A 23,802-nucleotide genomic window follows, 5' to 3' on the forward strand; every position below is an offset into this window, starting at 1 on the left:
GACTTTGGTTACGAATTATTTATGTAGGGTTCATGGTAAAAATACCTGGAATATAGTCTTCCTTAACAATATGGTTGGTTAAAACACCAAGACCTGACACGGATAAACTGATTTCATCCCCTGGATTTAGCCATTGTTCCTGATAAGCGGAGTTTTCTCTAACGCCCGTGCCATTTAACTCTAGAAAACACCCTGTCCCAACGGTGCCAGAACCGATGATATCGCCCGGAAAAAGCTCAACACCATAAGAAATACGTTCAATAATTTCTGCGAAGGTCCAATGCATATCAGCTAAATTACCTTTAGATACTTCTATACCGTTTACAGCAGCTTTCATTTCTAGATTAAAGGTATTTCCTACATGTCCGTTTGGACTCGGACAAGCATGTCCCGCTAATTCATCCGTCGTGACTAACCATGGGCCTAAGGCTGTGGCGAAGTCTTTCCCTTTGGCAGGACCAAGGTTCAATTTCATTTCCTGCATTTGTAGCCCCCTTGCACTAAAGTCGTTCATAATCATATACCCACCAATGTAATCATCAGCTACATGTGCCTGAATATTTCTCCCCCGTTTATTGATCACAATAGCCACCTCCAATTCAAAATCCAATTGATTAAAATGATCAGGTAGGCAATGTATTGGCCCTTCTCCATAAACCGCCCTATGATTAGAAAAATAAAAAACAGGAAATTCGTCGAAAGTTGGAATCATGTTTAGGCCTCTATTCATTCTGGCTGTTTGCACGTGTTGTCTAAAGGCGTATGCGTCTCTTAATGAAGGTGGGTGCGGTATAGGTGATAACAAGCGAATAGGCTGCTTTATCCGTTCGGCAAAGTCAGGATCCTCTATTAATCTTTCAAAAATCATATGCGCTCTTTCCATTGCCTTTTTTTCACCAGCTAAAAAGTCGCCCATTTTGGAAGGTATGTGCTTATCACAACTATTTAAATCGTATACAGTATTATTCACGTACAATCCTATACGTTCTTCAAAATTTATTTGATAGGAAACTAATTTCATACTATTGCTCTACCTTTCAAATCTATGATTTTTACAATAAATTACCGTTTTTCCTTGCTATTTTTATTAAATTTGTAAAACCACATAACAAAGCTATTTCTATGGCTACTTATATACCCTTAAGATTATGTTCAATCAGTATTTCATTACTGAAGAGGTCATTATTGATAAAAATAATTTTTGCGCAGTACTGATTCACAAGAAATAGCGTAAAACTTGCAAAGGTTCTGTTGCAGGAGGAAGTTAATAGTCTATTAATTAGATAACGTTAGTATCATGCCAACATATTATAAATTAGGGGAAGTCCCCTTAAAAAAACATACTATTTTCCGAAAACCAAATGGTGAATTATATGCAGAGGAACTTGTTTCAACACATGGATTTTCAAGTTTATATTCGCTAGTTTACCACTGTTATCCACCAACTATCGTTAAGCAGATTGGTGCATCAAAGGATGTAGCTCCGAAAATTGCAAGGGAAAAGCATCTTAAACACACTAGCCTAAAAGGATTCCAGATTAAGTCTGAGTTAGATTACTTAGAAAGTAGAAAGCCTGTTTTAGTCAATAACGATTTATATATATCACTAGCTGCGCCAGAAACCTCTATGGTAGACTATTTTTATAAGAACAGTCAAGCTGATGAAATTATTTTTATTCATAGAGGAAAAGGCGTATTAAAAACGGGTTATGGGGAAATTGAATTTTCATATGGGGATTATTTGGTTATACCTCGAGGTATCATTTACCAGATCACTTTCCAGCATACGGATAATCGTCTGTTTATTGTAGAATCTTTTAGTCCTATACGAATTCCTAAAAGGTATCGAAATGAATTTGGACAGATAATGGAGCATGCTCCTTTTTGCGAGCGTGATATTAGGAGGCCAAGTAACCTGCAAACCTATGATGAGAGAGGTGATTTTAGGGTGTTAATAAAGAAACAAGACATGCTCTATCCTTATACCTATGAAACACATCCCTTTGATTTCATTGGATGGGATGGTTATCATTATCCTTGGGCTTTTTCCATCCACAATTTTGAGCCTATAACGGGTAGGTTGCACCAACCCCCTCCTGTTCATCAGACCTTTGAAGCCGATAATTTTGTATTGTGCAGCTTTTGCCCCAGAATGTATGATTATCATCCGCAATCTATTCCGGCACCTTATAATCATAGTAATGTAGATTCTGACGAGGTTCTATATTATGTAGACGGTGATTTTATGAGCCGCGCGAGCGTGGAAAAGGGTCAGATAACATTACATCCTGCCGGTATACCTCACGGTCCTCACCCTGGAACTGTTGAAAAAAGCATCGGTCAGAAAAGCACGGAGGAGCTAGCGGTTATGATTGATCCTTTTAGGCCCTTAATGCTTACTGAAGATGCTTTGCTAATTGAAGACAATGATTATTTTAAATCATGGAGCAAATGAATGAGCTTATTACTGAAAATGCATAACAAAAAAGACTATGAATACATTTGCTGAGAAAATCGCAAAAGCGCAGGATTTTTTACCCATTAATGGAACAGATTTTATTGAATTTTATGTTGGGAATGCGAAACAAGCTGCCCACTTTTATAAAACCGCATTTGGCTTTCAATCGCACGCATATGCCGGTCCGGAAACCGGGGTACGCGACCGCGTTTCTTATGTTTTAAAACAACGAAAAATCAAGTTGGTATTAACGACAGCCTTGCATTCAGACCATCCAATAGCTGATCATGTAAAAAAGCATGGTGATGGGGTAAAGATTCTGGCCTTATGGGTAGATGACGTAGAAAAATCGTACGAAGAAACAATTAAACGAGGCGCCCGATCCTACCAAGGAGTGCAAACATTAACAGATGCAAGTGGAGAGGTAAAAACAGCCGGGATTTATACGTATGGGGAGACCGTTCATTTATTTGTTGAAAGGAAAAATTACACAGGCCCTTTTATGCCTGGCTATATTGATTGGAAAAGTGACTATCATCCACGAGAAAGCGGTTTATTGCATATCGATCATTGTGTAGGTAATGTAGGTTGGAATAGGATGAATGACACCGTTAAATGGTATGAAGAGGTAATGGGTTTTGTGAATATTCTTTCATTTGATGATAAACAAATAAACACGGAATATTCTGCACTTATGAGTAAGGTAATGAGTAATGGGAACGGCTTTGTAAAATTTCCTATTAATGAGCCAGCTGAGGGTAAAAAAAAATCGCAGATTGAAGAATACTTAGAATTCTACGAGGGGGAAGGTGTGCAACATGCCGCGCTTGCTACGGAGAATATTTTGCAAACAGTTAAGCAACTGAAGGAAAATGGTGTTGAATTTTTGAGTGCCCCCCCACAATCATACTACGATATGCTCCCATCAAGAGTGGGCGAGATTGATGAAGAGATAAAAGCAATTCAAGAGCTGGGAATTTTAGTAGATAGGGATGAAGAAGGTTATTTATTACAGATTTTCACGAAACCTTTACAAGATCGCCCTACTCTTTTCTTCGAAATTATACAAAGAAAAGGGGCACAGAGTTTCGGAGCGGGAAATTTTAAGGCATTATTCGAAGCAATTGAGCGGGAACAGGAAAGAAGAGGTAATTTATAATATGCTACAAAAAACCCGTGCTCAAGAACATTGGGCACGGGTTAAGTTAAACTAATAAATTCTTAAAAAAATATATACCTAGATTTTCTTAACATTTACAGCTTGTTGGCCTTTTCTTCCATCTGCCACTTCAAACTGCACCTGATCGTTATCTTTGATAGCATCAATTCCGCCTTGAACATCTTTAAAGTGAACAAAAATGTCGGTTCCATCATCTTGAATTATAAATCCAAATCCCTTTTGTGCATTGAACCATTTTACTTTTCCAGTTTTCATTAATAAAAAAATTTGTTGTGTACATTGTTGTGGAACCTATTTTGGAATACTTTTGTATCATAACTTAGGAAACACAGGGTTAATTCTTGCTATTAAGTAAAAAACAACCTACATCAACACAATCATGTAATTTAGTTGAATACAGATTAGTTATTTAAACAATATAATATCAAACCTACTATAAAATTTTTAAAATTTCAATGGATTAAGCAAAAAATTAAAATGGTTAATGAATGCTTTAAATTATTTATTTGGTTGAGGTGTTGTACGCAAATAGGGTTTAATCTCCTTAAAACCCTTTGGAAATTTGCTTGGAATATCAGCTGTCTTTATTGCTGGCACTACTATAACATCTTCCCCATCTTTCCAATCTGCAGGAGTAGCAACACTATAATTTTCCGTTAATTGCAACGAATCAATCACACGCAGGATTTCCTGAAAATTTCTTCCAGTTGAAGCTGGATAAGTAATTGTTAACCTAACTTTCTTGTTCGGATCGATAATGTATACAGAACGTACTGTTGCCGTAGCTGATGCATTAGGATGGATCATCCCGTAAGCCTCCGCAACTTTTCTATCCTTATCAGCTATAATGGGAAAGTTAACCTCAACATTTTGCGTTTCGTTAATATCTTTCACCCATCCGTGATGGTCTTCAACACTATCCACACTGAGTGCCAACACTTTGACATTTCGTTTATCAAATTCGTTCTTAAGCGAAGCGGTTTTTCCTAATTCAGTTGTACACACTGGTGTGTAGTCTGAGGGATGGGAATATAGAACAATCCAGCTATCGCCAACATAGTCATAGAAGTTAATATTACCTTCGGTTGTCACAGCATCAAAATTTGGTGCAACATCTCCTAACTGTAAACTCATTTTTTTTCCTCCTTTATTTTATAATGTATACCAAAGTAATAGAGTTTAATTGATATTCCCAAATTTATAATGACATAAAAACATTCACATTTGCTGTATATCAAACGTATTACAATTAAATTACATCGATCGACTTAAAAGGCTTTTTTAGTCATCATTTATTCACATTGACTGGAGACAAGTATATTGCTTGCATCATACATCCGTTTTATCTAAGTTTGCCGAAAAAATTAGATAGACTATGTCGTTGGAGAATCTAAAAATACTTGAAGAGGAAATTGCCCCCTACAAACTGGAAATCGTTAATCACCCTTTATACAAAAACATAAAAAACATTGAGGATTTAAAAATCTTTACGGAATACCACATTTATGCGGTGTGGGACTTTATGTCTTTACTGAAATCATTGCAAATAAATCTAACCTGTGTTGATGTACCTTGGTTTCCTGTTGGTGATGCAGATACAAGATACCTTATAAACGAAATCGTTACGGGCGAAGAATCGGACATTGACCATTTAGGCAATCGTAAAAGCCATTATGAACTATACTTAGAAGCAATGGCTCAATGTGGCGCCAATACTTCTTCTATGTACCGTTTAGCTGAACTTCTTCAAAAGAAGATTCCTCTTGATGAAGCGCTCGAAACTTGTATGGTGCCAAATGCGGCCAATCTATTTTTAAAAAACACCTTTAATGTTATCAATACGAACGAAATCTATATACAGTCTGCCGTATTTACATTTAGTAGAGAAGATTTAATTCCTGCTATGTTTATTTCAATTGTTAAAGATTTAGACAGGCAATTTCCTGATAACGTATCTATTCTTAAGTATTATCTTGAGAGACATATAGAGGTAGATGGTGATCATCACAGTAATTTGGCTTTAGAAATGACAAGTAAATTATGTGGTACAAATAGAGATCGTTGGAAAAAAGCCACACTGGCTGTAAAGGAAGCACTCTCATCTCGTATAAAACTTTGGGATAGTGCTCTGGAAGCGATTTTAACTAGAGCGTAAGCTTTAGCCCATCATATGCCAAAAAGATATTTTCGGGTAACATTGCAGACACCTCTTTATGCAAACCAAGTTTATGGCTAATGTGGGTAAAGTAAGTTCTTTCAGCACCGATCCTTTGTGCAAAAACGATAGCCTCATCTAATGTAAAATGAGATATATGTGGCTCACGCTGTAAAGCATTAACTACTAACACCTTTGTACCAGATATTTTTTCGATGGAAGCTTCAGGCACAGATTTGACATCAGTAAGATAAGTGAAATCTTTAAATCTATAACCTTTAATAGGTAATTTGTAATGCATGATATCTATTGGTTTAATTTCAATGTCCCCTACATAAAATGGGGTATCAAAAACGTCATGCAAGTTAATCTGCGGAATTCCAGGATATTTATGTTCAGTAAAAATATAATAAAATTCACGTTTTAGAGCATCTTGAACCAGGTGATCTGCAAAGACATCAATAGCTGTTCCCTGCGTATAATTAAAAGCACGCACGTCATCTAATCCCGCAATATGGTCTTTATGTGCATGCGTATATAGAACAGCCTCTAAATGTTGCACCTTTTCTCTTAACATTTGATAGCGAAAATCGGGGCCGGTATCAACCACCAAATTTTTCCATTTTACATTAATCAAAATTGAAGAACGCAAACGTTTATCATTTGAGTCTCCTGAGGTACATACTTCACAATTACATGCAATAACGGGTACTCCTTGAGATGTTCCTGTGCCTAAAAATGTAATTGTCAAAGTGTTAATTTAGTTTGTTTGATTGTAAAATAAAGTTGCTTCTGTTTTTCGTCTAATGTTGAGGTATCAGGTTCTATCTCCCGCAAGAGATCTATTAGCGAATTAATTTTAACCTCGATATTTGAAAAGCGGTTCACTACTACCACTTTACTACTTTGCAGCATGCAGGACCCCGTTTTAAAGTTTCCCTTCTCGTATCGTACTCTATACCCCATTCCTTTAAATAAGGATTCCAATTTATCTAAACTGTGCTGTGTAAATGGTAACAATATACTTTTATCTAAATTTTCACTACCTAAGATCTACAACTTCTAACTCGGGGTAGTTTACTTTATCAAATATAAAAGTTTTAGGGGCAATTTTAATATTAGAAACTAAATTTTGGATGCTATAAGTATATTTACTTCCATTTTTGTCGAATACTACAACATCATAAATCTGCTTTGATGCTTGGTCCACTCTCAATCGCACTTTAAAAAATTGCTTCTTAGTATCTTCTGGTGCTAGCTCGATAACGCTCAACTGTTTATTGCCAAGGCGTTCCGTCTTTGTTGATATGTATTTATATCCCTTTTTATAAAATGTAAAAATAGTTGCTGGTGTTAAAGAAGTTGATGCTGTAGGATCAACCTCTGCAACTTGAACTTCTTGCTCTTCTTTTAATATAGTCCACTGTAACTTCCCATCCGAAATAATCTCCTGTTCACCCATTGTTATATGAAATTTATCCGTTTTGGGTTCAACAATTAAAACACCTTTTTCATTTAAGGTAGTTTGTTGTTGATGGTTTACAGCTTTCAGTGTAAAATTAATCTGGGCATTATTAAAAGATTGATAATGCTTGCTCACGGAAGCGAGTAGTTTTTGAGCTGTTGGATCATTTTGTGCGATTGCAGAAAAAGTCCAACATATGATTGTTATAACGATTAATATGCGTTTCATATTTCAAATGTTCTGCTTTATAGCAATTTTATAAAGCAATGAGCAATGTATTACTCTTTTCTATTCAAGGTCTCCAAAAACTGTTCCAATGAATATTCATCAGGATAAAGTACTTCTCTAGCTTTGCTACCTTCAAACGGTCCTACGATACCTGCTGCTTCCAATTGATCTATGATTCTCCCTGCACGATTATACCCTAATTTTAACTTTCTCTGAATTAATGATGTGGATCCCTGCTGATGTAATACAATTAAACGGGCAGCATCTTCAAAAAGAGCATCTCTATCATTTACCAAATCAATGTCGCCTAAACCACTACCTTCACCATTCTCATCTACATATTCGGGCAACATGAATGCAGACGCATATCCACGTTGCGCGCCTATAAACTCCGAAATCTCTTCTACCTCAGGGGTATCAACAAATGCACATTGTATACGTATCAAATCACTTCCTGTTGCCAAAAGCATATCACCCCTACCTATTAACTGATCAGCTCCACCAGAATCTAGAATGGTACGGGAATCTACCTTGGATAACACTCTAAAAGCCAACCGTGCAGGAAAATTTGCCTTTATTGTACCAGTGATTATGTTTACAGAGGGGCGTTGCGTGGCAATTACCAAATGAATCCCTACTGCACGTGCTAATTGAGCTAAACGAGCAATAGGTGTTTCCACTTCTTTACCTGCCGTCATCATTAGATCTGCAAATTCATCTACTATTAACACAATAAATGGCAGAAAACGGTGGCCTTCCTCCGGGTTCAACCGTCTGTTGATAAACTTATTATTGTATTCTTTAAGATTCCTAACCTGTGCATTCTTTAAAAGATCGTATCGTTGATCCATCTCTATACAAAGAGAATTCAGCGTATTGATTACCTTTTTTGTATCTGTGATAATTGCATCTTCCTCTCCGGGAAGTTTAGCTAAGAAATGACGTTCAATAGTCTTAAATAATGATAATTCGACCTTCTTGGGATCTACCAATACAAATTTAAGCTCAGCGGGATGTTTCTTATAAAGAAGCGAAGTTAATATCGCATTAATTCCTACGGATTTACCTTGGCCAGTGGCCCCAGCAACCAATAAATGGGGCATTTTGGCCAAGTCGGCAATGTAAACTTCATTGGATATTGTTTTACCTAATGCAATAGGTAAATCCATGTCTGTATGTTGGAATTTTTCTGTTGCTATCACGGAGCGCATGGCTACCATCTCTGGCTTAGTGTTTGGCACCTCAATGCCAATTGTACCCTTGCCGGGCATAGGGGCAATAATACGTATACCTAAGGCTGCTAAGCTTAAAGCAATGTCGTCTTCAAGATTTTTTATTTTAGAAATTCTTACCCCAGGCTTGGGGATAATTTCATAGAGCGTCACTGTTGGGCCTATTGTAGCTTTAATTTTGTCGATTTCAATATTATAATTCCCGAGCGTATCGACAATTTTATCTTTATTTGCTTCCAGTTCTTCATTATTTACCACAATTTTCCCTGAACCATAATCTCTTAGCAAATCAAGATGGGGATATTTATAGCCGGCTAAATCCAATTTTGGATCATATTGTCCGAATTGTTCAACCAGCGTGTCGGCAGTAGTTAAGGGTTTTTCTTCTTTAACTTTTTCAACCGTAAGATTAGGGGTATCTTTTATTTCATTTTTAAAGATATCCTGTTGAAAATCTTCAGTAGAATTTATTGTTTCCAATTCAAACGAAGGCTTACTGTTAACTGGCTCTTCGGGCTTCGTTTTAGGTTTTACTTCTAAATTCTGTGCTAATTTCGGTTCATCGTCTTTTATGTTCAGGTCGACCTCATTCTTCAAATGATTTTTATGAAAATCAACACTGTAAGGGTCCTCTATCTCTTCGTCTTCGTTTATATCTTCTAATTCATCTTCTTCTCTTTGCAAATTCTCTTCATTTTCTTTATATAACGCTAATTTCTTTTTCTTTTCAGGAAGTTTAAAATCTAAGTTGAAAGCAACAATTAAGGCTGTTAATCCAATGAAAAGCAATAGGCCACCCACGCCAGCTGATCCAATTTGTGCCGACAGAATTTTGTTAGACCAAAAACCAAATTCACCCTCTATAAAATGTGGGTAATCACTTATAAATGCATGAAAAAAGCCAATAGTAATAGAAGTAAATAACAAAAGAAAAAAGCCATATCCTAAAGTCTTATCTAAAGGCAGCAATTTTACTTTGAATAATAATCGGTAACCAATAACAAAAAAGACACCAATGAATAGAAAAGATGCGACACCAAACCACTCGAAAATAAATTGATTTGCAAGTAAAGCCCCTAATTTACCCAGCCAATTTTCTATAATTACTTCTTTAAAACCTAATGTTTCTAACTCTTCACGCGTTTTGAACAATGTGCCCCAACCACCATTTGAGGCAGAGACATAACTCTGATCATTTTGCCACGTGAATAAATATGACGTAAAGGCAATCAAAAAATATAAAGATAACACTAGAAAAAATAGCCCAACAATCTTAATGATCTTGCTTGATTCAAAATTAAGCTTTTTTGACACTGTTTCCTTCTTCCCTGACTTCTCCATACGCGGTGACCTAGAAGCAAGGTTCTTCTCCTTTGCATCGCTTCTCGCTGAATTGGATCTAAATTGATTTCCTCTTAACATTAATTATTGCAATACGTTGGTACAAACTTATGGATTTTTTTGGACGATGACCTACAGGAGGATTTAAAAAAATACAAAACGTTGTAGCACTTTATTTATAGAGACCGTTAAACACACAAACGGGGAATTTAAAACATATTCATAGGTTTATCGATTTCATGAACATTTCGAATTTATTATTAAAGAACTTGAGGTACAAACACATTTATGCATTTGTTGCTGCTTCTTTTGTGTTGCTTCTAAGCGCTTGTTTAAAAGATGATAACGCAGACAATGGAAGTATTCCAGCAACACTAGTTTCCATTGTACACGCTTCTCCAGATGCCGGAGATCTCATTGTTGGAATTGATGGTAGTAGAGCCAACAATCAAAGTTTTAATTTAGGTAATCGTATCGTTTACTTACCGTTTTTTCCGGGTGGACATCAATTTCAAGTAAACAGGGCTTCGGATAATAAAATGCTAGACATTAAAAACTGGAATCTTGAGGGCAGTGTCTATTACACGATTTTCGCTGTAGATAGATTAGACTCTCTAGAATTGTTGGGTGTAAGAGATTTTTACGCTGGTGATGAATTTAAAGAAAATCATGCAAAAGTTAGGTTTATAAACTTATGTCCTGATTCCGTATCGTTCGATCTCAAAGTAAACACCATTGACACCTTACTCGCGTCAAATAAAAAATTTAAACAAAATAGTCAATTTGGTGACATAATAGCGGATGACAAAACATCCTATAATGTACAAATTTTAGATCATGCTACAAATAGACAATTGGCTGTTGAAGAATTTAAACCCGTAGCAGGAAGATATTATACCATAATGGCCGGGGGCCTTATGGATCCGAAAACAGAAGCTCAAAAATTGAGAGTTTTTGTTCTCAAACACGATTAGGTTGATTGATGTCCATCGCATCCCCATTTGATGGACTGCCGCCCTATCCCCTAGGGCGGCTTTTTTATCTTCGTCTTTTTTTGTTACCTTTGCATACTTCAAAACAGATTGCATTATATATCTAGCAATCTTTAAATATTCGTTTTACCTTAAAACTCCACAGAAATTTGAAAAAAATCAGTGTGATTGGAGGCGATAGCTATGCTGCTGCAATAAGAAAATTTAAGTCGAATAATTATATAGAATAGAAAATGATGTTGTTAGCTACTGATCTAGATGGTACTTTTTTAGGCGGAAAAAATTTGGAACGATTAAATCTATATAGACTCATCCAAAGTCACCGTGATATACGTTTAGTATTTGTGACAGGTAGAGGATTAGAGTCTGTTTTACCCCTTCTAAACGATCCAATTATTCCTAATCCGGATTATATTATATGTGATGTTGGTGCAACCGTTGTGAATGGTAGAACATTGGAACCTTTAGAACCTATACAAGGTGACATTGAAAAGAGATGGCCCGGGATTTTTACGCTTAAGGAAAGAATGACTTCAATTAAAGATCTGTATTTCCAAGAGGTGCCTCAACAACGACGATGCTCTTTTTACTACGAGAAAGATACAGATATAAGTGCCATACAAAAAATAGCCGACAACTATGGATGCGATGTCTTACTGTCTGCGGGGCAATATCTAGACATATTACCAGGGGGTGTCAACAAAGGTGCTACACTAAAGCAGCTTATCCGGACGCTTAATTTTGCTGAAGAGATGGTGTTAGTAGCGGGGGATACAATGAATGATTTATCACTCTATGAAACTGGTTTTAATGGTGTTGTTGTAGGTGGTGCAGAAGACGCTTTATGTAAGGCCACGAGCAATATTTCTACTGTGTACCATGCAAAAAATCAAGGGGCTGGTGGAATACTGGAATCAATGCTGCATTTTCCAGCATTTCAATCCTATTATAAAAAAGCCACAAAAAGTGTTACTAATAATAAACAACAAGGTGAGCCTCAGCTATTAATGGTTTACCATCGTCTTCCTTTTGATAAAGAGCTAATTGGTGATAAAGAAGTTAGAGTAGCTCCAAAAAGTCCTAATGGAATCATTCCTTCCCTGTTAGGTTTTTTTGAGAACGGTAGATCAGGTGTGTGGATTGGCGAAGAAGTTAAAAATAAAAAAGGGGAAGATACTCCTAATCAATTTATTGATGAGAAAAAATATCCAAACTTATTAGCATCCACTATCTCGTTAACGAAAAAAGATATTGACCTATTTTACCGTGTATTTTCTAAAGAAGCGTTTTGGCCAATTATTTTTTCATTTGTTGATAAGGCAAAGTTTAATCACAATCATTGGCAGCATTATCTCCATATTAATAAGTTATTTGCGGAACGAATTGCAAAAGAAGCAGATTATGGCGCTTATGTTTGGATTCACGAATACAATCTTTGGATGGTTCCTGCCTATTTACGACAACTGCGTCCTGATGTAAAAATAGGATTTTTCCATCATACTGCTTTTCCACCTGCTGATATATTCAATATCATTCCCTGGCGGAGAGAAATTGTAGGTAGCTTATTGCAATGCGATCTCGTTAGCTTTCACATTCCTCGCTATGTCGAAAATTTTGTCGACGTACTACGGAGTCACGCGCCTATAAAAGTAATCGAGCGAATTAACGCTGCGAAGCAATTTCTTACTTATAGCTGTGCCTTAGGTGTTGATCAAATGACGAAAGAGATCGAAGTAGGAAATAGGCGGTTACGCTTAGGTGCTCAGCCAGTAGGCGTCAATATCAAAAATATCAAGAGAATATACAGTCAAAAAAAGACGCAGCAACGAATAGAAATGCTAAAAAAGCGTACAGAGGGTAAACACATCATACTTTCTGTAGAACGACTGGATTATGTGAAGGGGCCTCTTGAAAAGATAGAAGCATTTGGACAATTTTTAGAAGAATATCCAGAATTTAGAGGAAAAATAGAACTTATAAATATCTGTACGCCACCATCGCAAGGTATGATCGTTTATGAGAAAACACAGAAAGAACTAGAACAAGCGATAGGAAAAATAAATGGTCAATATTCTAGTTTAGAGTGGACACCCATTCGATTTTTCTTTCGATCAGTGCCTTTTGAAGAAGTATTAACGTATTATGCTATTGCAGACGTTGCTTGGATAACTCCTTTAAGAGACGGCCTAAACCTCGTAGCAAAAGAATACATTGCTGTGCAAGGTTTAAACAAGAACGCTAATGGAGCACTTATAATCTCTGAATTTGCTGGTGCTTCTGTTGAACTACCTTATGCAATACTCACTAATCCATATGATATAAAAAGTATGAAAGATAGTTTAATTCAAGCATTAACGATGGAGAATGGTGAACGTAAGTTAAGAATACAGCGTCTTTATGAAGCAGTTAGCTATTATGATATAGAACATTGGGGCAACGACTTTTTGAGTGAGCTTGAGAAAACAAGCAATAGATAAGCTATTTAAAGTTATAAAATATATAATTACTTGCGTTTGGATTTATAAATAATTAAACTTACCTTTGCACCTTCTTTAGGCAATAAAGCCTAACGTTTTTTGAATTTCATGAACCCATTTAGTCAATTGGGAATCCGTCATGATATTGTTAATGCCATTACAGAGTTAGGGTTCGAAAACCCAACTCCCATCCAGGAGCAAGCTATTCCAGTTCTCCTTACAGGCAGCAGCGATTTTGTCGGATTAGCCCAAACAGGAACCGGTAAAACCGCAGCATTTGGCCTGCCGTTGTTAGAATTATTAGACTTTACGCAAAATTCACCTCAAGCTTTAGTGCTTTGTCCTACTCGTGAGTTGTGTTTGCAAATAGCTAATGATATCAAAAAATTCTCGAAAAATATTGGTAATGTGCACGTTGTAGCAGTTTACGGCGGTGCAAACATTAGTGATCAATTACGTCAAATCCGAAGAGGTGTGCAAATTGTTGTTGCTACCCCTGGCCGTATGCTTGATATTATTGGTCGTAAAGCCATTGATTTTTCAGGAGTACGCTACGTAGTTTTGGATGAAGCGGATGAAATGCTCAATATGGGCTTTCAAGAAGACATTAATGATATCCTCTCAACAACTCCCGAAGAGAAAAAAACATGGCTGTTTTCAGCCACTATGCCGACAGAAGTAAGAAGGATCGCAAAGAATTATATGACCGATCCACATGAGCTTACCGTTGGTACAAAGAACACAGGAAATGCCAATATTAATCATGAATACTACGTTGTTAGACCACGTGATAAATATGCTGCATTTAAGCGAATCGTAGATTTTAATCCTGAGATCTTTGGAATCGTATTTTGTCGTACCAAAATTGAAACGCAAGAGATTGCAGAGGCACTCATTAAAGATGGCTATAATGCCGACTCTTTACATGGCGATCTTTCTCAACAACAACGCGACAAAGTTATGAAACGTTACCGTGAGAGAAGTTTACAGCTATTAATAGCTACCGATGTAGCCGCTCGCGGTATAGATGTTAATGATGTTACGCATGTTATTAACTTTTCTTTACCCGATGAGATAGAAAATTACACTCACCGCAGTGGTCGTACTGCCCGCGCCGGAAAAACAGGTGTATCTATCGCTCTTATTACTTCGAAAGAATTAGGCAAAATCCGTCAAATTGAACGAGTAATTGGAAAGCAATTCGTAAAAGCAGAGATACCTAATGGATTTGATGTTTGCGAAAAGCAATTATTTGCCTTGGTACATAAAGTAAAAACAGTTGAAGTAAATGATAACCAAATAGGCCAATATCTTCCTCGTATTATGGACGAGTTTGCTGATTTCTCGAAGGAAGATGTTATCAAACACTTTGCAAGTTTAGAGTTTAATCGTTTCTTGGATTATTATGAGAATGCTCCTGACTTGAACATAAGCGCAAGTGAGTCTCGAGGAAATGACCGAGGAAGCAGAGGAGATAGACCAGATAGATCAAGTTATAATTCAGATTATACACGCCTATTTATCAACTTAGGTTCAGTTGATGATTTTACGCGTGGAGATATGCTAGGATATATTTGCAATAACGCTAAAATCAGCGGAAAGTCTATTGGTAAAATAGATTTAAAAGGGGTATTTACTTTCTTTGAAGTAGAAAATAGCGTTGCTGACAAGGTAATGAACGAATTTAACCAGGTTGACTTTAACGGTCGCTCCGTTAGAATTGAATTAGCTGGTGAACGTGATGGTGGTAACCGAAGCGGAGGTGGTAGAAGCCGTTCTTACAGAAGTAGTGGGAATGGTGGAAGCAGAAGCCGCGATCGCGAAAAAGATGGCGGTGGATTCCGTGACTTTTCTGGCAAACGCCGGGAAAGAAGAAGCGAAAAGAAGCGCTGGTAAAATTAAACAAAAAAAGGCTTTTCTATTGAGAAGCCTTTTTTTGTTTAGCTAAATCCTGTCAATTTTTCAGGACTAGTCAATCTTAACTATTTTAGAGATATCTTACATCTTCCCTTAATATCCTATCGCTTTATCATCACCTCTTACATCGGCTCCGCCAATTAAAGATCCATCTTGATTTACCAGAATAGCATCTACCCTTCCAATACTTGAACGTGGAGTAATCTTATACCCTTTGTTTTCCAAATTACTTCGTACAGAATTATCTATAGCCTTTTCTTCAACAAAGATCTCATCTGGCATCCATTGATGATGAAAACGTGGGGCATCAACTGCTTGTTGGATTTCCATTTGGAAATCAACTACATTTAAAATTGTTTGTAACACAGAGGTTATGATAGTAGAACCTCCGGGTGTACCCAAAACCATAAAGAGATTATTGTTTTTTGTTACAATAGTAGGACTCATGGCACTAAGCATTCGTTTGCCAGGTTCGATTGCATTTGCTGTACCTCCTAATAGCCCATAAAGATTAGGAACACCTGGTTTTATGGAGAAATCATCCATTTCATCATTAAGTAAGAATCCTGCACCTTTAACTACCACCTGAGATCCGTAAGAGTTATTAAGTGTTGTGGTAATTGCTACCGCATTTCCCTCCTTATCAACAATAGAAAAATGAGTTGTTTGCTCGCTTTCATATATATTCGGTTTACCCGCTTTAACTTCACTACTAGGTGTAGCCTTATTAAAATTAATATCTTTCATTCGGTTTAGCAAGTAAGTAGGTTCTAATAAACCTCTGAGTGGTACCTTATAAAAATCGGCATCCCCCAAATGCTCTGCTCTATCTGCGTAAACCCTTCTCTCGGCTTCTACAATTAACTGAATCGTTGAATCCCTTTGAAAACCCCAGCGCTTCAATGGATAAGGTTCAACTGCTTTCAATAAAGAGATGAGCGCTATACCCCCACTTGATGAAGGAGGCATCGAGATAACTTCATATCCCCTATAATTGCCCACGATTGGTTTTCGCCACTTGGCTTGATAGTTTTTTAAATCTTGATAGCTTATTATACCATTTCCTCTTTTCATCTCCTCAAGGAGGAGATGCGCTGTCCGTCCCTCATAAAACCCCGCCCGTCCTCTTTCTTTAATTAGTGAAAGTGTTCGCGCAAGTTCTTTCTGCTGCAATATATCACCCTCCTTCCACTCATCCTTTTTCTTTATTAACGCTGTACCTAAAGGGTTAAAACGTTGAAATATCTCCTTTCTGCTATTTAATTCCTCGGCCTGCATCGCTGTAATAGAAAAGCCCTTTCGTGCTAAATCTATAGCCGGTTGAAGTAGTTCTTTCCATGTCAATTTAGCATATTTCTGATGTGCACGAACCATTCCATCTACGGTGCCGGGAGTTCCTACAGAAAGTTGACCATCCAAACTGAGCCTTTCAATGGGATTTCCAGATTCATCTAAATACATATCCTTTGTAGCTTTGCCTGGAGCAGTTTCTCGAAAGTCCAACGTTGATACTTCGTTTTTAGAAGATCTGTAAACCATAAACCCACCACCGCCAATATTTCCAGCGTTTGGATAAACCACCGCCAAAGCAAATTGTACTGCTATCGCAGCATCAACTGCATTACCTCCTTTTTTTAAGATATCTATACCAACCTGAGAAGCAACTGGATGAGCAGTAACAACCATACCGTTTTTGTAAGACGATGGTGTTTGCGCATAACTGTTAAGAAAAGGTAGGATTAACAGTAATAGTAGATAATTTAATCTGCTTGCACGCATTAAATACAGTAATTTTTGACTCATAAAATTATCGTAATAAGTTAATAATTAGGTTAATTGGTCTGCTAGTAATTTCATTTCTATATGTGGAGAGTGCCTTTCGTATAAAACCGCGTAAACGGCCCTGCAAATAGGCATATCTACTTGATAAGCCTTATTTATCTGATGGATACATTTTGAAGCATAGTAACCTTCTGCAATCATGTTCATTTCCAACTGTGCAGAACGTACCGTGTATCCTTTTCCAATCATATTTCCAAATGTTCTATTTCTGCTGAACTGAGAATATGCAGTAACCAATAAATCTCCTAGATAAGCAGATTCATTAATGTCTCTTCCTATAGGATGAACACTCGCTAAGAAGCGCGCCATCTCCCGAATAGCATTGGAAATCAATACTGCCTGAAAATTATCACCATAACCAACGCCATGGCAAATACCACTTGCAACAGCATAGATGTTTTTCAAAACAGCACCATACTCTGTGCCATAAATATCATCGGATAAAATGGTTTTAATGTAACGTGTATTTAAACAGCTAGAGAATATTTCGGCTGTACTTATAGAAGCCGATGCGATAGTTAAATAAGACAATTTTTCTAACGACACTTCTTCAGCATGACAAGGGCCACTAATTACAGCTATTTGATCAATAGGAATATTAAATGTTGATTGGAGATAATCACCAACGATCTGGTTTTCTTCTGGAACGATACCTTTAATGGCACTGATAATATATTTATTTTTTAACTGCTCTGGCTTTATATTTTGAAGAGAGCCTATTAGAAATGCCGCAGGCACGCTTAGTACTATTAAATCAGCTACATCGATCACATGATGTAAATCATCTGTCACTTGTTCTGCCGGGATTTTAACCTCTACTGCACTCAGATAATTTGGATTGTGATGATAAGTTCTAATAGATGTTATGGCTTCTTTGTTCCGCATCCACCAATATATATGCTTATCTTGCTCATTATCGCTCAGCATCTTTACTATTGCTGTAGCCCAGCTACCCCCTCCTATTACTGCTATCGTCTTTTTTCCTTGCATATCAAAACAACCTCATCTATAAATATGAGCCAAATTAAGGATTTTTTGGCTCATCAAACTTAGATAAATTTGTTTTTATTTACAATTTTATGACAACACCCTGTAAAACAATTTATTCCTTGTCTTTTCGAAACTTAAGAGAGATTCTATATCCTGAAAATCAATATTTCTAATAAGTCCTATCAATTCCTGAGAAATTGGACAAACAAAGTGACCATTGCTCATTCCACAATGTGGATTAATTAGTATCCCGGATTGTTTTGATCAATCGCCTGATTATAGTTTAACTCGGAAAGTGGTATTGGCCATAGATAATGTTTTTCAGCAATTGTAACTCCTTTATTCGCTTGTAAGATCTCCGCCGCTTTACCCGTACGTTTCAAATCAAACCATCGTTTGCCTTCAAATTGAAATTCATAGGCCTTTTCTTGTAAAATAGCATCAATAAAAGACTCTGGCGATAGCGAAGCGGCTTGATAGTCGACAGGAGAAACAGCATCTACCGCTAATCCATAAGAACGTCTTTTCACTTTATTTACTGCTTCCAATGCATCGGGTGTTATACCATTTACCCGAGCATCCGCTTCTGCAAAAATAAGCAGCACCTCTGGGTAGCGGTACAGCGGAAAATCATTAATCGCACCATATTCATTCGCTGCTTGAGGATCTATAAATTTCTTTAATAAGAGCGTATTCTTTCCCATTCCGAAGTCAAGTGGATACCATAAGCTTTTACGCAAATCACCGTTATTCCAGCCTTTATAAAACACGCTCGTACTATCACCATATTGAGCATAAGCTCCTTTATCGCCCAAATAACCCGTCGAGGGATGATTAATAATGAAGGGATAATAATTTCCTTGTTCCTCTCTGCTATACTTAAAATGAAAAATCTCTTCTTTAGTTACCCCTGCGCCAACGCCAAATATTTTCTCAAAATCATCTACGGACTGGATAGGCACGAGTGAAAACAAATTCGAGCCGATAACTTCCTGTGCTTTATCACGCGCTTCTTGATATTTTTGTGTGGTTAGCAAAACGTCGCTCCATAATGTTTTTGCCATCCATATGGTTGGCCTGCCTGGTTGGGCGGCGTTGTTATCGGGTAAATTTGCCTCCGCTTCTGATAAGTCAGCTTCTATCAATGCATATACTTCCTCAACCGTACTTCTAGCAACATTTTGCTCTTCCATATTCGCGTCCGTGCGCAAAGGAATTCCTCCCCAATCACGTACTAAATGAAAGTAGCAAAATGCCCGCATAAATTTTGCTTCAGCAACATAACGCTTAATATCTTCTTCTCCAATCGCATCGCCATTAGGTACATTCTTTATTACTAAATTGGCATTACGAATAGCTAGATAAAAAGACTGCCAGAAATCAGCCACCCTATTTGTATTAACAGCATCTAAGCCTGCAAAATCATTAAATTGTGCCCAGCTACCGCGACCATAAGCGTAATCGGTATGGCATTCAAGTGTCGCATTATAAGAAGCAATACCCTGCGCACCTAAACGTAAAGGTGGAAAAATGGCATTAACACCTGCTTCTGCTTCTTCTGGCGTATTGTAAAAGTTTTCCTCTAAAATCAGTTTCGGTTCCTCGTCTAACGTTTTTTTGCATGCACTTGTCATTCCAAGGATGCACAGAAGTACTACACTAATTCTTAACTTCGAAGATTTCATATATTTTATCAACTGCATATGTATCATATTATTAGGATCAATTTTTAATGAAGTTTAGAAACCAGCCTTTATGCCAAATGTATATGTTTTTGCAACTGGGTAGCTCAAATAGTCGGAACCACTTGATGGCACTTCCGGATCCCACCAAGAATAATCTGTGAATGTTAGCAAATTCTGTCCGCTTACGTAAACCTGTAAACGTTTCAGCCAAGAAACATTTAATTTATCAACAGGTAAGTTGTATGCCAATTGCACGTTTCTCAAACGAAGGAAAGAACCATCTTCAATCCATCTGTCAGAAATATTTGCATTAACCGTATTGCTGATTTTTGGATACTTCGCATTTGGATTTTCGGGTGTCCAATGATCATATAATACATCTTTCACCATGTTCAATCCGGAAGAGTAGTCGATACTACTTCCAATGGCACTGGCATTAAACAAATCATTTCCTACACTCCCCTGAAAGAAGAAAGTAAAATCGAAATTCTTGTAAGACATCGTTGAGTTTAAGCCGTAAATAAAATCAGGATTCGGATTTCCAATAACAGTGCGGTCTTGGTTATTAATGGTTCCGTCGTTGTTTAAATCCTTGTATGCAATTTTACCATCTTCATCATAACCATCTTCTACATAACCGTAAAAAACGCCTCTCTGTAAACCTTCACGTAATATAGTCCTCGAATCATTTACTACGTTAATCTTTAATTCGTCGCCAAAAATATCTGTCCCACCATATAGTTTTATAACTTCACTTCTATTGAAGGCTATATTACCCGTAACGTCCCATTTGAACGCTCCTTTAAAGATATTTGCATTCAAGCCTAATTCAACTCCACTGTTACGAATCTGCCCTACATTCTGGATAGTACTTACATAGCCCATTGAAGTAGGGAGTGGTACGGAGTTTAAAAGGTCTTTCGTATTTTTCCGGTAATAATCTGCCGTGAAGACAAAACGGTTATCTAAAATTCCGAAATCTACCCCTGCATCAAATTGCTCTGTCGTTTCCCATTTTAAATTTTCAGGTAAAACAGTACCTGGAGCAAAACCTAAATAAAGATCTTCTCCGAAAACTGTATATCCTGATAATAAAGGATTGAAAGTGGCATAAAAGTCTTCTACTTGAGTACCTGTTTTCCCCCAGCTTACGCGAAGTTTAAGATCCGAGATCCATTCGGTGCCTTTCAGAAAATCCTCGTTAGACATGCGCCAAGCGAAAGCTCCGGAAGGGAAATATCCCCAACGATATCCTTCTTGGTAACGGGAAGAGCCATCCGCTCGAAAACTTGCTGTGAATAGATATTTCTCGTCGAGGGTATAATTAACCCTTGTTAGATACGACAATAACACGGATTTATTGTAAGCGGAACCTGGAACCAGTGGAACCTGTGCTCCTCCTAAATCATTCCATTCGCTTACGTTACTGATGAATCCCTGACCGCTTCCCATCACTAAACTGTTTGAAAAATTTTGATAGGTTCCTCCTACCAATACAGAAAAGTTATGCCGTTCGTTCAACGTTTTATTATAGTTAGCAGTGGCTTCTACGAGCATACTCTGCTCATTATTAGAGGTCACACTCGCTCTTCCAGTAGAATTTTGAAATTTATTACTTTGATATTGATTAACGCGATCATCTCGATTTTCAATACCCGCCAATAACTTTATGCTCAAATCCTGAATAGGACGATAAGTTAATGCTGCGTTTGCTAAAATTAAATTCGCTTGTGTTTGATTCTTTTCTTCATTAATCCAATTCAGGGGGTTCATAATATCTGGAGAAACGAATGGGTATGCTGATGAAAGCATACGATATGATCCATCGTCATTGTAAGGACTTAAAGTTGGCGGCGCGCCAATTAATGCAGAGATTAAAGAGTTTCCCCGTGCACCACCATTACTATCTTTTCTTCCTGTGATCAACCTGCTTAAAGTGGCATTTGCGTCAACAGTTAATTTATCACTGATTTGGTGTTGAATATTAGAACGAAAAGAATAACGACTGTAATCACTTCCTTTGATAATACCATCTTGATCCAAAACGCTTCCACCTAATGAAAACTGTGTTTTTTCATTCCCTCCGCTAATATTAAGCGATGTGCTTTTTATAGGTGCACTGCGAAAAACGAAATCTTGCCAATCAAAATTTGGCATATTATTAATTTGCTCTTCTGTAAAATAGGGATCAACCCCATCATTTGCTGCACGTAAATTATAGAAAGTTGCATATTCGGGTCCAGTTAGTAAATCCAGTTTCTTCCGTAACTGTTGTACGCCGTAGTTTGCTTCAAAATCGACCTGTGCTTCATTACCAGTGCCTTCAACCCCGCCCTGTTTAGTAGTAATAATTACGACACCGTTTGCTCCCCGCGAGCCGTAGATGGCCGTGGCTGAAGCGTCTTTCAGTATTTCCATGCTTTCAATATCCGCATTGTTGAGTATGGTTGGGTTACTACCAGAAAGGGGAAATCCATCCACTACATAAAGTGGCTCGTTACTTCCCAAAATTGAATTAGCACCACGAATACGAACAGACATTGCCGGGCCGGGTGCACCGGAAGCTTGCGATACCTGTACACCCGGCGCTCTACCAGATAATGATTGTACAGCGTTGCTAGTAGGAAACGCATTGATTTCAGCGGCCTTTACTTGAGCTACCGACCCCGTTAAATCTCGTTTCTTCACACTGCCGTAACCAATCACAACAACTTCTTCTAAACTCTCTTGTGCAGCTTGAAGTGAAACGTCTAATTTTTTTCTACTTCCCACACGTTCTTCTCGACTGCCGTAACCTGTATAGGAGAATACTAGAATGGTTCTTGAATCAACGGTAGCTTTATATCGGCCATTTGCATCTGTAGTGGTACCTGTATTAGGTTTGCCTTTAACCATTACGGATACGCCGGGTAATGCCCCCCCTTTTTCATCAGATACAACACCTGTGATAGTGTCCTGCTTGGAGGTACTTGTTGTGTCTGCAGGTGCATCTTTTGGCACTTCAATTGGTGGTTTAGGTACTTCTTGAGCATATGATGGCGATGTACATGATAAAATTGTCGACAAAACACATACAACGAATATTCCAGCATAATTAAACGATTGCATCGGACTTGATATAAATTTAATCACCATAATTAGAGGTTTGAAAAAAAGATAACATGGTCTATTTACAACAAGAGTTTAACCATTTTTGTATTACCTTAATTTAAAATCATCATTTATTGTAATATTTATCTATACAAGAGGGAGAAAAATATATCTTCCTTACAACAGAGAGCACTTTTCGAAAAAAAAAGATTACATAATTAAATAAAGAAAATAAGAGGTATATTTTACAAGTCAGATTATTATAAACTGTAGAAAAGTAGGGATAGTTTGTAGAGAACAGGAAACAATGAACCACCTACGAAAGGAAGTTCATTGCCTGATGTGTCGAGGTATTATTTCTGGGGTTGCGTTACTTCCATTTTTTCGGCAAAATGAGCACAATAATCGCGCAAATCTCCAATTACTGCTTGTGCGATCGGGTCGCTACCTGCTGCTCTTAAAAAAGAATCTCCCATAGTTTGTAAGGTCTCGTAAAAAAAACGCTTCATTTCATCTAAGGGCATGTCCTTTGTCCATAAATCTATACGCAAAGCATTCTTATAATGATGATCCCATAAGGCAAGGTACATTGCTTTAGAGGGTAATGCCTCTTTACTTTCACCTTCTGTTGACTCCCAAGTAATGTTCTCAGGTATATTAGCGTCGTCTAATTCAATAGTTAATTTAATTTCTGCTTTTCTCACTTTATATTATTTTACTTCTTTTCACTTAAAATAGTTCGTTGTTTCA

General features: G+C 37.3%; 18 protein-coding genes. 6 read left to right on the top strand and 12 right to left on the bottom strand.

Annotated elements, in window-relative coordinates; genetic code table 11:
- Positions 1-19: 19 nt before the first annotated feature.
- Complete coding sequence (locus BMY50_RS07665) at positions 20-1,021, bottom strand: fumarylacetoacetate hydrolase family protein (RefSeq protein WP_093321458.1); 1,002 nt, start codon at positions 1,019-1,021, stop codon at positions 20-22.
- A 276-nt stretch (positions 1,022-1,297) separates the two neighbouring features.
- On the opposite strand from BMY50_RS07665, the gene BMY50_RS07670 reads away from it, so the two are divergent.
- Both BMY50_RS07670 and hppD read left to right on the top strand, forming a co-directional pair.
- Entirely contained in the window at positions 1,298-2,455 is a 1,158-nt protein-coding gene (locus BMY50_RS07670) for a homogentisate 1,2-dioxygenase (RefSeq protein WP_093321461.1), read from the top strand.
- Between the two features lie 37 nt (positions 2,456-2,492).
- On the top strand, positions 2,493-3,617 hold the full coding sequence (gene hppD, locus BMY50_RS07675) for a 4-hydroxyphenylpyruvate dioxygenase (protein ID WP_093321464.1): 1,125 nt from the start codon (positions 2,493-2,495) through the stop codon (positions 3,615-3,617).
- A gap of 78 nt (positions 3,618-3,695) precedes the next feature.
- Here hppD and BMY50_RS07680 read toward each other — a convergent pair whose 3' ends face one another.
- Together BMY50_RS07680 and BMY50_RS07685 are read right to left on the bottom strand one after the other, a co-directional pair.
- The gene (locus BMY50_RS07680; RefSeq protein WP_093321467.1) at positions 3,696-3,893 is read right to left on the bottom strand and encodes a cold-shock protein; all 198 of its coding nucleotides are present in this window, start codon (positions 3,891-3,893) and stop codon (positions 3,696-3,698) included.
- A gap of 243 nt (positions 3,894-4,136) precedes the next feature.
- Positions 4,137-4,772, bottom strand: coding sequence for a peroxiredoxin (locus tag BMY50_RS07685; protein ID WP_093321470.1), 636 nt, complete (start codon positions 4,770-4,772; stop codon positions 4,137-4,139).
- Positions 4,773-5,013: 241 nt separating this feature from the next.
- On the opposite strand from BMY50_RS07685, the gene BMY50_RS07690 reads away from it, so the two are divergent.
- Entirely contained in the window at positions 5,014-5,793 is a 780-nt protein-coding gene (locus tag BMY50_RS07690) for a DUF3050 domain-containing protein (protein ID WP_093321473.1), read from the top strand.
- Here BMY50_RS07690 and BMY50_RS07695 read toward each other — a convergent pair.
- The 4 genes from BMY50_RS07695 to BMY50_RS07710 all read right to left on the bottom strand — a co-directional run bounded on the left by BMY50_RS07695 (position 5,783) and on the right by BMY50_RS07710 (position 10,140).
- Complete coding sequence (locus BMY50_RS07695) at positions 5,783-6,544, bottom strand: MBL fold metallo-hydrolase (RefSeq protein WP_093321478.1); 762 nt, start codon at positions 6,542-6,544, stop codon at positions 5,783-5,785. The genes BMY50_RS07690 and BMY50_RS07695 overlap by 11 nt on opposite strands.
- Positions 6,541-6,759, bottom strand: coding sequence for a hypothetical protein (locus tag BMY50_RS07700; RefSeq protein ID WP_317040816.1), 219 nt, complete (start codon positions 6,757-6,759; stop codon positions 6,541-6,543). Before BMY50_RS07700 ends, BMY50_RS07695 begins: the two co-directional genes overlap by 4 nt.
- A 76-nt stretch (positions 6,760-6,835) precedes the next feature.
- Complete coding sequence (locus tag BMY50_RS07705) at positions 6,836-7,486, bottom strand: LolA family protein (protein WP_093321486.1); 651 nt, start codon at positions 7,484-7,486, stop codon at positions 6,836-6,838.
- Positions 7,487-7,536: 50 nt separating this feature from the next.
- Positions 7,537-10,140 carry an FtsK/SpoIIIE family DNA translocase gene (locus BMY50_RS07710; RefSeq protein ID WP_093321490.1) on the bottom strand — a complete coding sequence of 868 codons (2,604 nt, stop codon included), beginning with the start codon at positions 10,138-10,140 and terminating at the stop codon, positions 7,537-7,539.
- Positions 10,141-10,298: 158 nt separating this feature from the next.
- Between BMY50_RS07710 and BMY50_RS07715 the strand changes: the two genes are divergently transcribed.
- The 3 genes from BMY50_RS07715 to BMY50_RS07725 all read left to right on the top strand — a co-directional run bounded on the left by BMY50_RS07715 (position 10,299) and on the right by BMY50_RS07725 (position 15,424).
- Positions 10,299-11,033, top strand: coding sequence for a DUF4397 domain-containing protein (locus tag BMY50_RS07715; protein ID WP_093321494.1), 735 nt, complete (start codon positions 10,299-10,301; stop codon positions 11,031-11,033).
- 251 nt (positions 11,034-11,284) lie between these two features.
- Entirely contained in the window at positions 11,285-13,528 is a 2,244-nt protein-coding gene (gene ggpS / locus BMY50_RS07720; RefSeq protein WP_238383690.1) for a glucosylglycerol-phosphate synthase, read from the top strand.
- 108 nt (positions 13,529-13,636) lie between these two features.
- Positions 13,637-15,424 carry a DEAD/DEAH box helicase gene (locus BMY50_RS07725; protein WP_093321503.1) on the top strand — a complete coding sequence of 596 codons (1,788 nt, stop codon included), beginning with the start codon at positions 13,637-13,639 and terminating at the stop codon, positions 15,422-15,424.
- 114 nt (positions 15,425-15,538) lie between these two features.
- On the opposite strand, the gene ggt is transcribed toward BMY50_RS07725, so the two are convergent.
- The 5 genes from ggt to gldC all read right to left on the bottom strand — a co-directional run bounded on the left by ggt (position 15,539) and on the right by gldC (position 23,756).
- Entirely contained in the window at positions 15,539-17,248 is a 1,710-nt protein-coding gene (gene ggt / locus BMY50_RS07730; RefSeq protein ID WP_238383691.1) for a gamma-glutamyltransferase, read from the bottom strand.
- A 24-nt stretch (positions 17,249-17,272) separates the two neighbouring features.
- Positions 17,273-18,277, bottom strand: coding sequence for an NAD(P)H-dependent glycerol-3-phosphate dehydrogenase (locus BMY50_RS07735; RefSeq protein ID WP_093321513.1), 1,005 nt, complete (start codon positions 18,275-18,277; stop codon positions 17,273-17,275).
- Positions 18,278-18,519: 242 nt separating this feature from the next.
- Positions 18,520-19,962, bottom strand: coding sequence for a RagB/SusD family nutrient uptake outer membrane protein (locus tag BMY50_RS07740; RefSeq protein ID WP_238383692.1), 1,443 nt, complete (start codon positions 19,960-19,962; stop codon positions 18,520-18,522).
- A gap of 54 nt (positions 19,963-20,016) precedes the next feature.
- The gene (locus tag BMY50_RS07745; protein WP_093321521.1) at positions 20,017-23,097 is read right to left on the bottom strand and encodes a SusC/RagA family TonB-linked outer membrane protein; all 3,081 of its coding nucleotides are present in this window, start codon (positions 23,095-23,097) and stop codon (positions 20,017-20,019) included.
- 308 nt (positions 23,098-23,405) lie between these two features.
- Positions 23,406-23,756, bottom strand: a complete 351-nt coding sequence (gene gldC / locus BMY50_RS07750) for a gliding motility protein GldC (RefSeq protein ID WP_093321524.1) — start codon at positions 23,754-23,756, stop codon at positions 23,406-23,408.
- Between the last annotated feature and the right edge of the window lie 46 nt (positions 23,757-23,802).

Source organism: Olivibacter domesticus (genome assembly GCF_900109575.1).
GTDB classification, from domain to species: Bacteria; Bacteroidota; Bacteroidia; order Sphingobacteriales; family Sphingobacteriaceae; genus Olivibacter; species Olivibacter domesticus.

Coding starts and splice junctions, on each gene's coding strand:
- BMY50_RS07665 (WP_093321458.1), bottom strand. CDS start 1,021: ATGAAATTAGTTTCCTATCAAATAAATTTTGAAGAACGTATAGGATTG.
- BMY50_RS07670 (WP_093321461.1), top strand. CDS start 1,298: ATGCCAACATATTATAAATTAGGGGAAGTCCCCTTAAAAAAACATACT.
- hppD (WP_093321464.1), top strand. CDS start 2,493: ATGAATACATTTGCTGAGAAAATCGCAAAAGCGCAGGATTTTTTACCC.
- BMY50_RS07680 (WP_093321467.1), bottom strand. CDS start 3,893: ATGAAAACTGGAAAAGTAAAATGGTTCAATGCACAAAAGGGATTTGGA.
- BMY50_RS07685 (WP_093321470.1), bottom strand. CDS start 4,772: ATGAGTTTACAGTTAGGAGATGTTGCACCAAATTTTGATGCTGTGACA.
- BMY50_RS07690 (WP_093321473.1), top strand. CDS start 5,014: ATGTCGTTGGAGAATCTAAAAATACTTGAAGAGGAAATTGCCCCCTAC.
- BMY50_RS07700 (WP_317040816.1), bottom strand. CDS start 6,759: ATGGGGTATAGAGTACGATACGAGAAGGGAAACTTTAAAACGGGGTCC.
- BMY50_RS07705 (WP_093321486.1), bottom strand. CDS start 7,486: ATGAAACGCATATTAATCGTTATAACAATCATATGTTGGACTTTTTCT.
- BMY50_RS07710 (WP_093321490.1), bottom strand. CDS start 10,140: ATGTTAAGAGGAAATCAATTTAGATCCAATTCAGCGAGAAGCGATGCA.
- BMY50_RS07715 (WP_093321494.1), top strand. CDS start 10,299: ATGAACATTTCGAATTTATTATTAAAGAACTTGAGGTACAAACACATT.
- ggpS (WP_238383690.1), top strand. CDS start 11,285: ATGATGTTGTTAGCTACTGATCTAGATGGTACTTTTTTAGGCGGAAAA.
- BMY50_RS07725 (WP_093321503.1), top strand. CDS start 13,637: ATGAACCCATTTAGTCAATTGGGAATCCGTCATGATATTGTTAATGCC.
- ggt (WP_238383691.1), bottom strand. CDS start 17,248: ATGAGTCAAAAATTACTGTATTTAATGCGTGCAAGCAGATTAAATTAT.
- BMY50_RS07735 (WP_093321513.1), bottom strand. CDS start 18,277: ATGCAAGGAAAAAAGACGATAGCAGTAATAGGAGGGGGTAGCTGGGCT.
- BMY50_RS07740 (WP_238383692.1), bottom strand. CDS start 19,962: ATGAAATCTTCGAAGTTAAGAATTAGTGTAGTACTTCTGTGCATCCTT.
- BMY50_RS07745 (WP_093321521.1), bottom strand. CDS start 23,097: ATGGTGATTAAATTTATATCAAGTCCGATGCAATCGTTTAATTATGCT.